Source organism: Kribbella sp. NPDC020701, from assembly GCF_055562215.1.
In genome coordinates, this window is the sequence record NZ_JBVHFT010000041.1 from 1 (window position 1) to 14,327 (window position 14,327).

The window sequence follows — 14,327 nt, forward strand, 5'->3', positions numbered from 1 at the left end:
ATGGGCAGCGTGAGAACTCCCATCATCGGAAGACCTCGACCCCTACCCGGCCACCGACGCGCCCACCCCCGCTACACCCTCAACTGCGAAGAGCCGGGTTACACCGCGAGCCTTGGCGACTTCGAGGATCGCGCGCTGAAGGTCGGAACCGGCGATCGGATGCCGCCGGGCGAGGGTCCAGATGTCGCCGAAGTCACGCCACCGGGTATTGGCAATACCTCGCTGGACAGCTGTGACGATCTTCTCGGCGTGAACCATGTGCATTGGATAGCCGCACAGGCGGATGGGCTCACCGCCACGAAGCCGCGGGACCGCGACAGTTGCCGGCTCAGGCCAGATCGGGTCGCCGACGTTGACGTCGACATGGAACGTCAGCCGCGCACTGGCCACCCGAGCCTCGGCATGAACCCGTACGCCTGAGTACTGCTCCTCGTCCCGGATGACGCCCGCGGTAGCGGTCTCGGGAAAGAACACGATGCCGTCATCGCCGGCGACCGGAACACGAAGTACGGTTTGAACGAGGTCGAGGACGGTCTCGGTGGAGTTGACCAGTTTGATGCCGGCAAGGTCGACGTCCTTGGTCGGGCGACGCGTGTCGAACGCGGCAAGCAAAACGCCGCCCTTGAGGACGAAGCTGTCGCGCAGGTCGCTGGCGGCCAGCCGGGCGAGGAACCCTTCAAGGATGTAGAGCTGCAGCAGTTCCTGGGTGGTGCGCCCTGTCCGCTGCGCCTGGTTCTTGAGGTCGAGGTAGGCGTCCCCGGCGGGCGTTCCCCGTGAGATTCGGCTCAAAGAAGTATCTCCAGTGTCTGGCGCAACGGCGTGATCGTGCGCGGAAACGCCTTCGCGACCCGCAGCAATTCCGACGGCTGACCTCCCCGGCGCAGCCAACGCTTCAGTGCGTCGTTGGCCAGATCGGCGCCATCGAGATGGCGCAGCCGATAGGCATCAACGATGCTCCGCTCGGCCGAATAGATCCCGATGCTACGGCCACCCCCGATGTCCAGCAGTTCCCGCCCGATCGAGAACGTGGCCGGATCGAAGCTCCGCCAGCGAACCGGAGCCATCGTCTCCGGCATCCATGATCCACGAGGGACCGCAATGTCCAACTCGGCCGGGATATCGTCGATCAGGTCATGCCTGGCCAGCGCCGAGCGCAAGCAGATCGTGGCCTGCGGCGACTTGGAGGCGATCTCGATCAAGCCGTCGTCGCCCAGCCACTCGCTCTTTCGGTACAGGCCACGCGAGACAGCCGTGATCCGACCGTCCGTCAGCAGTCTGCGAAGCTGGCGCTCGCTGATCTGCTCCAACGCCTCGGAGTAGCGGAAGGTGTCGGGCAACTCAGCCAGCAGCTCGTCAATCGTCGGCATCGCAGCAACACCTCCCATGCAGGAAAACCTCAACACCAACATCTCTAGTGTAGAGGAATTCCGACCGAAGTCCTGGGTTCTCTCTCCCATTGAGGCGGCCGCCGACTCAGCAACAGCTGCTACCGGTCCGAATGCTCCTGTCTGTTAGCAATTGTTCAGATACTGTCGGTGGCAGTGTCTAGGGTCCGGGGACATGAGCCTCACCTCAGCCCTGGGGCAGGAGAACCATCCGCTCAGGAAGTATTTCGAAGCACAGCTGCCCCGTTCGGCGGCTGTGAAGCGATCCGTCGTGGCCGAGTTGCCGGTCCGCCGTGTTCGCCTTCCGGTCGCACCGGGACGCGCCATGACGCAGTGGAGTCTGCTCGGGCATGCCATCGACTATCGGATCAGGACCTCATTCGTAGCTCCCGAAGTGCCGCACGCCGTCGTCCAAGGCGTCTCCGCCTGCCCAACTGACCTCCGAGCGCTGGGTATCGAGCTCGCGGACGCCTACCTGGACCTCCTGCACGCGGAGCGGCCAGAGGAGCGTAATCGCGGGTGGCTCTTGCGTCCTGTGGCGGAGACCAGGTTGGCCGCGATCTGTTTCGCGATGGCATGGTTCGAGCAGGTCTTTCGTGACGCGCGCCGGCCCGCGCACGGACCACTGGCGCTTGGTCAAGGAGCTCGTGATCTCAGCGACCTGTTGGGGCAAGTGCCGGAGTACGCCGTCCGCGACCTCGATGCACAGACCCGGCTGGCCGAGTCCGTATTGGACCCGCTGCGATCGAGAACGGAGCCCAGCGAGTGCGTCGCGGGACCGACGTTCATCGGCAGCTCGGATGTCGCTGGCGCAGACGCCGATCTCCAGGTCGGCGACATGCTGCTGGAGATCAAGGCCGTTTCCAGACCTCAACTCCTGCGGCCGGACGTCCTGTGGCAGCTCGCCGGATATTACCTACTCGACTACGAAGATCGGCGTCGGATCCGAAGCGTCGGGCTGTACCTGACCCGGATCGGCTGGCTGCGCGCCTGGCCGGCGGATGACTTCTTGCGCGCCCTCGGTGCGCGCGCGGCGACCCCCAGGATCAGGCACGAGGTCGCGCACCTCCTCCAGCACTCGACATACGACGGAGGTTCGACCAGTGACGACGACTGATTCCGCTCGCCTCAAACAGCGCGCCCGTATCACCTCGGCAGCACTCCGAGCCGCCTGCGCCTGGTCCGTTCGATCGAAAGACTCGGTTCGCTCGGTCACCGAAGTCGCCCGCATGACGGGGGTGATCATGGCAGAACTCGGCCCCGGAAGCGGTCCGGTTGCGCCGACCGAACTCGTCCAGGCGCTCCGGCAACCTCTCGGTGCGCTGCTTCCCGACCTGCCTGAGGGCCCGCAGTCCGACCAGCACAACGTCGATTCGATGATCCTGCTCACCTCGGACGACAGACTCTCGGCACAAGCACAGGAAGCCGCAGCGGACGTCATGGTTTCGGTGATCTCCGGAGTCGATCCAGGCACGGAGTGGTTGCCGAGCTGGGCCTGGGCGCAGCGCGAAACCGTTCAGCAACAGGTGTTCGGGAAACTGGTCGCCGACGGTGATCCAGATGCCTACCGGACAACGCGGTGCACGCTCGTCGAGCATCCGGCCGGGGCGGTGCAGGACATTGCAACCGCCTACAACACGACCGGTGCGACGCGTGTCACGGACTACACCGACCTCCCGGCGGGGAAGGTGTTCCGTTCGGGTGGATCCTCTTGGTGGTGGCCGTGCCCGGACTGCAGATGGCCGATGGCCGTCGACGGACTGGTCGTCACGTGCCCCTATCCGCATCACCGAGCCACCTTCGTAGTCGTCGAGAAGCCGCGGTCGGCACCGGCCTTGACCCGATCGAACCCGGACGGTCGCCGTGTCGGGCGTCCTCCCGCGGCCCGCAGCGCGGACACCGCGGTCCAGGTGGACGACGCGGTCTGGCGATTCATCGTGGTCCCCGGATGCACCGAGCTCCGGATTGCCGCTGTCCTCCGCCGTCTCGGCGCTGAGGTCGAGGTGTATCCAGACCTGGATCGGTACGACCTCGAGATCGTGGTCGGCGACCAGCGATGGGACGTCGACGTCAAGGAACACAGCACAGCCGAGGGGCTGCTGCGTCATCTCGAGGAGAAGCCGGTCCGGGCGCGCTACATCGTCGTACCCCGAACACATGCAGCGCAGAAACGGATTCTGGTCGACGCCCTGCCTCACCACACGATCTTGACCGAGGACGAGTTGGTGAGCCGCGTGACCGCGGCCACACGCCGGGAAAAGAGAAAGGCCTGATGACGAAGCTCGACAAGACCACGCTGCCCCTGCTGAGGGCAGCAATCGGCCTCGCCGCCGTCCACTTCCCCCTTCACGCCGCAGACGGCAGCTCAGTCGTTTCCAGCCGTGACATCGCGTTCCTGCTCGACGGCCACGTTGACGTCTGGTCGGCCTGGCCGACGCTTGAGCCGGCCGACACCGATCGCGTCGTCCAACTCCTGCACGCGCGTCGCGCAGAGTATGCCGACAGCGAGTGGATCCGCCGAAGCCTGTCCGCAGCGCTCGAGGACGACGCACTGCCTGGATGCAGTCTCGAGTCCGATCAGCCCGAAGAGCTTCGGATCGCCTGTACGCCGGGTATGCCGCTTCGTGAGTTCGTCGACGAGGCACTGGCAACGGTCACCCGCGATCACCGAAAGAACAGTAGGTGTCTCCCGACGGCTGTCCCGGGCTCGTATTACACCACCGCCCGGCGCCGCGCCGCAGGGCAGAGCAGTCCGTTTGTCGAGCAGCACTTCACGATCCGCGACTACGGTGCCGCCGCGACGCAGTCCGCGCCGCCGCTGGTCACCTCGGCCGCCCAGCAAGAGATCAAGGTTCCGGTCGGTGAACTGCGTGACCTGGCGGCGAAGCTCGACGCGGCGAAGGGCACCGACGGCTTCCACGCCGAGCAGGTCGATCGGCTGTTCAAGGGGCTGCAGAGTCGCGACGGGCTGGTCGGACTCAACGGCCTCCTCGACTTGACCGCGGGAGACACAGCTCTGCTCAACGCACCGACCGGAGTGGGCAAGAGCGTCGGACTGGTTGAGACTCTCGCCTGCTGGATGGTCCAGCAAGGCCTTGTCCTCACAGTGCTCGTCCCCAGCAACGCAGAGGTTCTCAAGCTCGCCCGGGCCGTCGAGTCCCACTTGGAAGTGCTCGGACTGGCCGGGACCGTCGCTCCGCTGATGTCACCGACCGGCAGCTTCGAGAGGCTCGACGGAATCCTTCGCTCCCGGCCGAGCTGGGATCCCGACGGCCTGTGGACACTCGGCAAACTGGGGTACGGCTGCGCGTTGGCGGCATCGGCAGAGAGCGAGGCGGCCGTCGATCACTGGCAGCCTGGCCACGAGCCCTGCGTACGGTTGACCGTCGAAGAAGGCGATCGCCAGCGCGTGTACGCCTGTCCATGGCGTACGACCTGCGGCAAGTTCGGTCCGGCTCGCGCCGCGCTGACCGCCTCGGTGATCGTCACGAGCCACGTCAACTTCCACCGCGGACGCCTGCATCTGCCCATCGAGGACGACGGAACCACCACGGACCGGACCACGATCGAGGAGTTGGTCCTGCGCCGCAGCCATTTGGTCGTGATCGACGAGATCGACACCTTCCAGCGCACAGTGATCGACCAGGCCGCACGGGGCCTGCTGCTCGAGGAACGCGGCCGCCTCGGCACACCACTGCATACGCTGGAGAACGAGTTCGTCCTCGCAACCGGCAAGATCAATCCGGGCGTCGAGTCCAGCGTGCGCGGCATGGTGCATCACACCAAGTTCCTGGCCTCCACGTACGTCGCCGCGCTAGATCAGGGCCTGATCGGCAGAACGCGATCCAAACACGGCAACACCAGATACTGGCTCGTCCCACGGCGCTGGGACGGCGTACAGACTGCGACCCTGTGGGGCCTCGCCGACCACGAGCCGCTGACAGACGAGTTGACCGCTGGCTTCCGCTCACTGTTCCCGGGCGAGGGGGCTCCGGACGACAACGAACCTCACGAGTTCGCCGAGGTCCGAGCCGCACTCGCCCAGGTCACCGATGTCGGCGCCGGACCGAATCGCCTCGAGCGAAGCCGGGTCGAGTTGGAGACCGCCCTCGAGCACCGGATCCCCGACGAGGCCGACCGGGCGCGCTTCATCGATCGTGTGCTTCAGCGCACGCTGCTCGAGCGGATCCGCGGACACCTACGCCAGTTCGTGTACGCCGCGCCGCACCTCGCCGGAGTCGGCGTACCCATCGCGAGCGAGATCGCCGAGACATTCGGCCCGTACAGCCGGTGGCGAGTACATCCGAACGGTCCGCTCGGTCGATTGCTCTTCGCCTTCCGGCAGCAGGTCGATCCGAGCGGCCGTCAGCCGGCCAAGCTCAGTGCAGCCGCGTTCGGTGGCGACCCACATACCTACACGATGTCCATCGGCGACATCACCTCGCTGTGCCGTGCCGGCGTTCGGCGCCCCGTACTCGGCCTGTCAGCCACCGCGTACTTCCCGATGGCGCCACATCATCATGTGCACGCGGAACCGCGCTGGTGGGTCAGTGATATCGGCATCTCCGCTGTGAGCATCCATCCGGTCCGCGTGATCGACAGCCAGCGACAACCCATCAAGGTCTCCGGCCGGTCCGGGCAGGATCGCGATCGGGCGCTGCGAGACTTGGCTGCAGGTTTGTGGACCAGCCGATTGACCAATGAACTGGCACGCCTCGCTAACGAGGACAAAGACCGGCGCCGCATACTCCTGGCTACGACGTCGTACCAGGGAGCTCGCGTCGTTGCTCAAGGCCTGGTCCGGGGCGGCGCGGATCCAGGACGCATCTGCCTGGCGATCAGGCCAGCTGGTTCGTTCGTCGGGGACACGACCGCGCCGAGCGCCTCGGATCTGATCGGGCCGATCGTGCAGAGGCCGGCCGGAGCCTGGCACGAACTCCGGGCCGACCAACTCGAGGAATTCCCTGGCCTGGGAGACGAAGTCGATATCCTCATCGCACCCCTGGCCCGGGTGGAACGAGGGCTCAACATCATCGGCGCTGACAACAAGTCGGCACTCGGCTCGATCTGGCTTTTGGTCCGGCCGATGCCTGTCGTCGACGAGCCCACCGAGTTGCTTGCCCATGTGAACGCCTATCCACTCGCCGCGGACGCCAACGATCGGCTGCTGGCCCCGAGTCGCCCCAGCCGGCCGGCCGACATCCTCGACGAGCGAGTCCAGCTGGCTGGTCGGCTTTTCGAGGACATCGTCAGCAGCCTGCCGTACTTCCGTGGAATGCCGGTTCCGGTTCAGCTGTCGATCGCCGCTGCGACGATGAACGGACTCATCCAGCTCGTCGGCCGGGCCCGCCGTGGTGGCACGCCGGCGCGCGTTCACCTCGCCGATGCAGCGATGCTGGACAGCAACGGGGGCTCGACCTTCGCGTCCCTGATCAGCCGCCTGCGGACTCACTGGGAGTCGACCGGGCAACTCCCCCTGATGCAGGAGCTCTACGGGACCACCCTCGACGCGTTCTTCACGTTCGCCGACGACGAAGCCGCCAAACACGAACTGCCTGAAGGAGACGGCGAATGCTGAAGACGCTCGGATATCGCATCCCTGCCGACCGAATCGACGCACTGCTCGGGGATGTCTATGTCCACCGCTGGAGCGATGCCTTCGCCGATGCTTGGGGCCAACTCCCGCGTGGGAGATTCGACGACAGTGCTCCGACGCGGCCTGCCTACCGCCAACTCGTCACTGGCCTCGTTGCCGCCCATTGCGGCCCCGTCCACCTGGTCGACGAGTGGGCCCTGTCGGACGAAGAGCGCAGCAACGGGACGAAGGGCATGATCCTGTCGGCGACACCGATCAGCCCATTCCATCTGCAGACCTGTCTGGAAACGTTCGAGCAACTGCTCCGGGGCGGTGAGAAGCGCGACACCCTCGCTGCATCGTTCGGGTCATCGCCAGCGACCCAGATGAAGATCAGCGAGTACGTCAACCAGGACGAGTCTGGCACCGTCGACGCGCCCGGATGGTTGTTCGAGAGCGCCAAGTGGAGCATCGCGGCGCTGCTCAACCGGCCACTCAGCTTGGAAGCTGATCGCCCCCACATCGCGCTTCGCATGGACACCGTCGGATCGCTCCTCAGCTGGGAGCAACCGGTGTCCAACCAATGGAAAGACTGGGTCGGCTACGCAATGCTGAGGATCAGGCCCCGCATCATCACATTGCCCGGGATGGCGGATCTCGTCGTCACCTTCGACGTCGGCATGTCCCGCATCGCCACCGAGTGGCGGGGAAACAAGACCGCATGGATCGATCGCCGCGACACAACCAAGCCCGTCCTGCGCGTACCCATCCGAAACTTCAAGACCTCTGAGGACACTTGGACCCAGGAGATCCGCGACTTCGCCGCCGCGATCGCCGAGGCCTGTGATGTCGAGACGCTTGCCCTCGACACCCAACTGCCGGCCGAACCCGGCCGCGTTCGACCATTGGTGCCGGGGCCTCAGCGGCACCCGATCGGCAAAGGCCCCGGAGCCAGGGTGATGCTTCGAGTCGCCGAGCACGTTGACGCCCACTGCCCGGCGCTGGAGCCGCTGAACTGGCCCAAGGACAAGACGGCCAAGATCCCTACACCCAGAGAACAGCGCCTCGGCTCTCCGGCTCCGACCAAGAAGGCGTCCCGCCCGAAGAAGGAGACCGCAGCAGCTCCCAAGAAGCCCGCTACGCAGACGCCGCGACCACCGATCGAGGTCCTGCCGGAGACAATCGTCAACGCCATACGAGCAGCAGACCAGGACTCAGTTCGCCTTCTCTGCCTCTACGCGACTTCAGAGGCCCGCGCGCGGATGGCCAGGCAACTCGAGAATTTCGCCAAAGGCTCCGTACCTTCGGTCGACGGCCAGGTCTCCACTCCGTGCGATGGCTTCGAGGTCTCGTTCCACCGCGCGGTGAAACTGCTCCAGCACGGCAACCACGACCGATCCGGACTACTGGCCGAGATCGACAGCATCCTCGAGAACACCCGGGCAACTGTGCTCGCCTGGGCCGAGACGGCCTTTGACATGGCCGAAGGAAAGCCTCTGGACGATGCGAAGAATCCTGTAAAGCAGTTGCTCGCCAATCGCGACATCACCACCCAGTTCCTGGCAACCCAGCCGGAGCCGCCAGATACCGACGAAAATAAGGCCAAGAAGAAGTCCAAGCGGCGGAAGAAGACCGAGCCCGACGTCGACTACGCAGCCGAGAATGCCGCATCCGACCTCCTGTTGCGCAGCGCAGGCGTGCTACACCCTGAGCTGGCACAGAGCGCCCTCGGCAACTTTCTGGCCGGCACAACGGCGACGAAGGTCCACCTGGTCGGGCTGCACCTCAGGTCGCAGATGTCGCGGCGCCCCGACGTACTCCCGCGACTGGTCGTCACCGCGGTCGACGTCGAGGCTACCGACGATCCGAGCGCTCATTGGCCAGTACGTATGTGGAGCGACAAGCACAGTAAATGGGCCCCGCATCCGCGAGCCCTGGCTGCCTTCCATTCAGGGCCGATCGGCTCAACCGCTCACGGCCGCGGCAAGAAGATCGTGCCTACGCGTCTCTACATCGAGTCCATCCTCGACTCTCTCCCCGACGGTCCCGTTGTCCTCTTCGTTGACGCGCCATCCACCAGATCTTTCTGGCCAGGACTCCAGAACCGCCGGTTCACCACCGGTCTGCTCCCCGCCGCCAACCTCGCAGGACTGCGTAACGTCGCCATCGTCCGCTGCAACAACAGCGAGGAGATCCCGCGGCCAGTCAACCGCTCCGGCGGACGCCAACCAGGCGACCCACGGAAACCGGCCACGCCCGAACACTGTCTCTATCAAGAGCCCACCAGCGGAGTCTGGCTGTTCGGAAAGTCCTCGCGGGTCTACCGGAGCGGCGGCCGCGGCCGAGCCGGCGCCGACTACACCCCGTGGACGGTGCCAGAAGACCTCCGCTTCCTCCTCCAGGACGACTGGCACTCCTACACCGCCACCGAAATCGCCATCGCTCGCACCGGCGACTGGAACAAGACCGACCTGGCCACGCTGACAGCCCGCCTCTGCGACCACACCATCGCCTGGGACGACCGCACCCTCACCCCTCTCCCCCTCCACCTCGCCGTCCGAGCCGACCTCACCCACCCCAACTACCGAACCCAAGACGACGAGTAGGTCGGCAACCGCCCAAGACCATGGAGCCCAGCGCTCATGTCTCCGATCAGGGTCTGTCCAGAGGTTGGTCGCTGACCCCGGGTGGCGGCAGATTTGCCATGGTCGATGCGGCCGCCGCTCGTGCCGTCGTTGAAGAGCAAGTTGGCCCACGCCGGTCACCTGCGGGTCCTGCATCCTGCCGCGGTCCGGCACCGAAACTGGAAGGATGTCGTCATGACGGACTATGCGTACGACAAGAGCCGCGAAGCCCTGGTCACGACTTGGAACACCGGAATAGGCCGCGTCGCCAACACCCTCGCTACGCTGCCAACTGACACCCCGGAGAACGACGCCCTACGCATGGCGTCCGCCCTCTCCAGCCTGTCGCGGCAGCTGTGGCGCTGCTACACCAATCCAGCAAGCTCCGCAGACAGCATGGAACCGAACACCGAAGGATGGCGAAGGCAAGGAGAACGCGACGCATTCGCCGGAGTGACCGACGCCGTGCGGAACCCCAATTTGCCCCAACATGGCTACCTGTTGCAGTCATACATTCGGGTCGAGGAGGCAGCTCACCGCGTCGGACGGGCGCTGCATTCAGTAAGTAGCGCTGACTTGATCGACCAGGTGGTCGATGACGTCACGCAGGAAATCGACGCGGTCGAACGGGCCGAGCGCGGTGACCTGACCGGTCGGGCGAAGCAGGCTGTGGCACTGACACGTTCTGACGCATCCCCGCTGCAGGTCATCGCGGCCAATGCCATCTTCCAGGATGAGCCATTGGGATCTGCGAGACTTTTCGAGGAGGTCGATGCCACGGCGGCCGCAATCGCCGCGGCACACTGGCTGCAGTCCGCCGCGCAAGTCGCCGCCGAGCAGGCTGACTGTGATCCCACCTTGGTGGTGGCCGAAGCCGACAACATCGAGGCACTCGCCGTCCGGACCCCGACTGCTGTCTTGGAGATGCTTGAGGCCGGCGAGAGTCCTAGGTCGGTCATCCTTGGCCTAGTAAGAGCCGCGATGACGGTTGCTGAAGGCAAGATCCCCGACCCAGAAGGTCTGGTCGACGAGATCGAACAAGCGCAGGCAAAGGCCGAGAAGTACGGACCCGGCGACCAGGAACTACTAGCTGAGCTGATGCCGCGTTTGACGCCGCTGGACCCAGTGCGTCCCGCACACGATCTCCTGGAGGATCTACTCGACGGGATACGAGGCTGCCATCTGCTGTACCGCGAGTGCGCCGACTATACCGATCACGATCCCGAAGACGGCATCGACGCTGACGAGGAGGATGCGGTTGATACCGAGTTCCTCGACGCATTGAGAGAGGAAGCCAGCTCCCATCAAGACCGAATCCTCTAGCCGGAGCGAAAGCGTGCCGAAACACACCGTCGGGTTCGTCTACGTTCTGAGCAATCCCGCCATGCCAGGCATGGTCAAGGTCGGACGGACCAGAAAGCTCACCGAAAGCCGGGCCCAGGAGCTGCAGACGACAGGGGTTCCAACTGCGTTCAGTGTGGAGTTCAGAGCGCTGACCTCGATGCCCGAAGCGGTCGAGGCGGCCGCACACGAGATTCTGGCCGACTTCCGAGTTTCTCCGCGCCGGGAGTTCTTCCACGTCACACCGCGCGTCGCAATCGACGCCGTGAGAAATGCCCTGCTGAAGACCGCCGGGCTTAACGCATGGGATGGCAATGAGGAGTGCATGATCGCCGATCGCGACCGCATTGCCCTCACACTCGAAGCCCACGATCTGTTCGCCGTCTTCTCGCGTCCGCATCTCCTGGCGAGGACCACGGATCTGGTTGATCTCTGGCAAGCTCACGCGGATGGCGACCTGCTCGAGTTGATGGGCACGGACGATCCTGCATCTGCCGCAGGCCTCGGTGACGGTGATTCCGGCGGCGATGTCGACGCAGTTCCGTTCCTGGACCCGGCCAAGGAGGTCGCGAACGGCGCACTCGTTGGCCGAGAACGACTGCCGGCAGGCGCTCGACTGGTCTGGATACGCCCGAGCACCGACGGTCAGACATGCCGGATCGCGATCTTTCAGGCGACCAGCCACTGCCAGGTGATCGCACGTACTTGGGACCCGCAGCGCGATTCGCACGGTCGGTTGCTGCTGTTGAATGTCGTCACCGCGGAACTCGAACAGCCAGGTGTCGTACGAACCTTGCAAGCTGTCCGCCGAATGGCTCCGACGCGGAACTGGAGCCCGCGAAATCCAGCCCCGACCTCAGAATGGGCGTTGCCTGCGCAACAACCTCGGCCGCCCGAGTACTGGATGCATCAACTCCACAGCCCCGGAAACAGACGAAGGAAGCCCTAGCCAAAGCATGTACCGCTTCCGGATCCCGCTGAAGCATCGCGACATCCAACCCGGCACCTCCGTCGCAGTTCGTAGTTCTCGCAGACGTACTCGTAGGTCGTGCTCGAGGGTCCGACGTACGTCAAAGGAGTACGCCTTGACTTCGCGGATCCGCAAGAGATCTCGACTGCGATGGGCACGGTCGGCGACGTAGAGATCAAGAACGGACCCATCAACGGGACAGCCCGGGGATCCTGGAGTTGAAGGAGCTCGGTTTGCGGGACCTCGATGACATCGGCTTTCGACTCTCCCGTGATGGCGGGAGTGACGCGCGCAGGTTGCACGCGGACCGCCAGGGCGTCTATCTGAAGCAGGACGGCAGCGACCCCGCAATGACCGTCGTACGCATCAACCTTCAGCAACTGACCGACTCCCGCCAGCGTCAGAGCGTCAATAGCATGGCGCGAGATGGGTGGTTTTCTGAAATCGAGCATTGGCCTCGTCGCCATCTGCGTTGGAGTCGTCCAAATCGGCACGGTCGCTACCGAGACCCTCCAACACGCGCCGAGCGCTCCGCACCGCTCTCCCCCATCGGCAGGACCGCCCGCCGCACATAGGCCTCAGCCTCCGAACCTTCCGACGCGAAGCCAGCATGACTCGCAAACAAGTCGCCGACCACCTCAACTGGCCCCAAACCAGAATCGAACTCATCGAAGCCGGCCGCATCAAAGTCGACCACCACCTCGTCAGCACCCTCGTCGCGACCTATGGCATCCACCTCGACCACCTCCGGCCTATCACTTATCCAGTGAGCACGTCCCAACCCCCGACGCGGAAGTCCTTCTGCCGAGACACGGCGACTGACTGAGTACTCCTGGTGACTTCAGCGGTTAGCCTATCCCCGGGGCCGGCGGCGTACGAGCCGGTGGGGGAGGAAGTCACATGGCGGGGTCAGACACATCAACTGGGCGCGGTGCGACCTGGCGCATCTGGGACTTGCACGTGCACACGCCGGCATCCATCGTGCAGGGGTACGGCGGTGACAACGAGGAAACGTGGTCACGGTTCCTCGACGAACTGGAATCGTTGCCCGAGGACATCGCCGTTATCGGGATCAACGACTACTGGTTCCTCGACGGCTACCGTCGAGTAGTCGAAGCTCGGAACCGTGGGAGGCTGCAGAACCTGGAGGCAGTCTTTCCGGTCGTCGAGATGCGTCTCGATCAGTTCGGGGGCACGGCTGGAAACCTGTCCCGCGTCAACCTGCACGCTGTCTTCGATCCGGAACTGGACCCGGAGATCATCCAGGCTCAGTTCTTGAACGCGCTTCAATCCGAGGTCATGGTCTCTCCCGAATACGAGTCGCTCGGGTGGCGCGGCGTTATCACGCGGGAGTCGATGGCCGACCTCGGTCGCAAGATCAAGGAATCCGTCCCGGAGGACCAGCGCAAGAAGTACGGTTCGGACCTGGTCGAAGGGTTCAACAACCTCAATGTATCGCTGGGCAATGTGAAGGATGTGCTTTCCCGCGACTACTTCAGAGGCAAGGCACTCCTCGGAATCGGCAAGACCGAATGGGCCGACATCAAGTGGAACGATCAGTCGATCGGTGCGAAGAAGACCGTCATCAACTCCGCACACTTCATCTTCACCGCGTTCGAGGACACATCCCGGTGGACATCCGATGTCGAGAAGTTGCGCTCGAGCAACGTCACGCACCGCCTTCTCGACTGCAGCGACGCGCACCACTTCTCGGAGTCCACCGAGAACATGCGACTCGGCGCGTGCCAGACCTGGATGAACACGACCCCGACGCTTGCAGGGCTCGCGTACGCCCTCGAAGAGTTCGATCGCCGCGTCTACGTCGGACTCGAGCCGCCGCCGCTGTCCCGAATCCGGAAGCATCCAGAACAGTTCGTCTCGAAGATCAAAGTCACCTCGGACGACGCCGACAACGTACTGTTCGACTACGAGATCCCACTGAACAGCGGGTTCGTCGCAGTCGTCGGCAACAAAGGGCAAGGGAAGTCTGCACTACTGGACTGCATCGCGTTGGCCGGGAACTCGGCCCGCGACCGGGAGTTCGCCTTCCTGACACCGACGCGGTTCCTTCGCCCGACAAACGCGAAGATCGCCGGCGAGTACTACGCGGAACTCGAGTGGGCAACCGGATCGGCGCGCCGTGCGCAGCTACCTGACGGGCACCAACGATCGGCTCCGGTCTCCGTCGAGTACCTGCCGCAGGCTTTCGTTGAGCGAGTGTGCAACATCGCGCCAGCCGACGGGGAGGCGGACGAGTTCGAGGCCGAACTGCGAGCGATTCTCTTCACGCACATCGGGGAAGAGGATCGGCTGGGCGAGACTACGTTCGATGCGCTACTAGCCTCGAAGTTTCACGGGGTTCCGGCGTGTCGCTGATGGCTGGTTTTTGGGTGTTCTGGGGGTTGTTGGGCGGGTTGGTGGCGTGGGCCGGA

At 64.6% G+C, this 14,327-nt stretch carries 10 protein-coding genes; 8 read left to right on the plus strand and 2 right to left on the minus strand.

The genetic code is table 11. From position 1 onward, the window contains the following. Window positions 1-42 precede the first annotated feature (42 nt). Together ACZ3HV_RS43870 and ACZ3HV_RS43875 are read right to left on the minus strand one after the other, a co-directional pair. Window positions 43-789: a nucleotidyl transferase AbiEii/AbiGii toxin family protein gene (locus ACZ3HV_RS43870; protein ID WP_465693788.1), complete on the minus strand. Its 747-nt coding sequence runs from the start codon at window positions 787-789 to the stop codon at window positions 43-45. Beyond that, window positions 786-1,367 carry a type IV toxin-antitoxin system AbiEi family antitoxin domain-containing protein gene (locus tag ACZ3HV_RS43875; protein ID WP_465693789.1) on the minus strand — a complete coding sequence of 194 codons (582 nt, stop codon included), beginning with the start codon at window positions 1,365-1,367 and terminating at the stop codon, window positions 786-788. The genes ACZ3HV_RS43870 and ACZ3HV_RS43875 overlap by 4 nt, the downstream gene beginning before the upstream one ends. A 193-nt stretch (window positions 1,368-1,560) precedes the next feature. Between ACZ3HV_RS43875 and ACZ3HV_RS43880 the strand changes: the two genes are divergently transcribed. The 8 genes from ACZ3HV_RS43880 (at window position 1,561) to ACZ3HV_RS43915 (ending at window position 14,271) form a co-directional block, all read left to right on the plus strand. Then, the gene (locus tag ACZ3HV_RS43880; protein ID WP_465693790.1) at window positions 1,561-2,502 is read left to right on the plus strand and encodes a hypothetical protein; all 942 of its coding nucleotides are present in this window, start codon (window positions 1,561-1,563) and stop codon (window positions 2,500-2,502) included. After that, entirely contained in the window at window positions 2,387-3,658 is a 1,272-nt protein-coding gene (locus ACZ3HV_RS43885; protein ID WP_465693791.1) for a restriction endonuclease-related protein, read from the plus strand. Before ACZ3HV_RS43880 ends, ACZ3HV_RS43885 begins: the two co-directional genes overlap by 116 nt. Further along, on the plus strand, window positions 3,658-6,963 hold the full coding sequence (locus ACZ3HV_RS43890) for a hypothetical protein (protein WP_465693792.1): 3,306 nt from the start codon (window positions 3,658-3,660) through the stop codon (window positions 6,961-6,963). The genes ACZ3HV_RS43885 and ACZ3HV_RS43890 overlap by 1 nt, the downstream gene beginning before the upstream one ends. Beyond that, on the plus strand, window positions 6,957-9,566 hold the full coding sequence (locus ACZ3HV_RS43895; protein WP_465693794.1) for an RNaseH domain-containing protein: 2,610 nt from the start codon (window positions 6,957-6,959) through the stop codon (window positions 9,564-9,566). Before ACZ3HV_RS43890 ends, ACZ3HV_RS43895 begins: the two co-directional genes overlap by 7 nt. Window positions 9,567-9,779: 213 nt before the next feature. Continuing rightward, the gene (locus ACZ3HV_RS43900) at window positions 9,780-10,907 is read left to right on the plus strand and encodes a hypothetical protein (protein WP_465693795.1); all 1,128 of its coding nucleotides are present in this window, start codon (window positions 9,780-9,782) and stop codon (window positions 10,905-10,907) included. A gap of 13 nt (window positions 10,908-10,920) precedes the next feature. Continuing rightward, window positions 10,921-11,874 (plus strand): GIY-YIG nuclease family protein, encoded by a 954-nt coding sequence (locus ACZ3HV_RS43905; RefSeq protein WP_465693796.1) that lies wholly within the window; start codon window positions 10,921-10,923, stop codon window positions 11,872-11,874. 493 nt (window positions 11,875-12,367) lie between these two features. Next, window positions 12,368-12,721, plus strand: a complete 354-nt coding sequence (locus ACZ3HV_RS43910; RefSeq protein WP_465693799.1) for a helix-turn-helix domain-containing protein — start codon at window positions 12,368-12,370, stop codon at window positions 12,719-12,721. 74 nt (window positions 12,722-12,795) lie between these two features. After that, window positions 12,796-14,271 (plus strand): ATP-binding protein, encoded by a 1,476-nt coding sequence (locus ACZ3HV_RS43915; RefSeq protein ID WP_465693797.1) that lies wholly within the window; start codon window positions 12,796-12,798, stop codon window positions 14,269-14,271. Window positions 14,272-14,327: the final 56 nt, after the last annotated feature.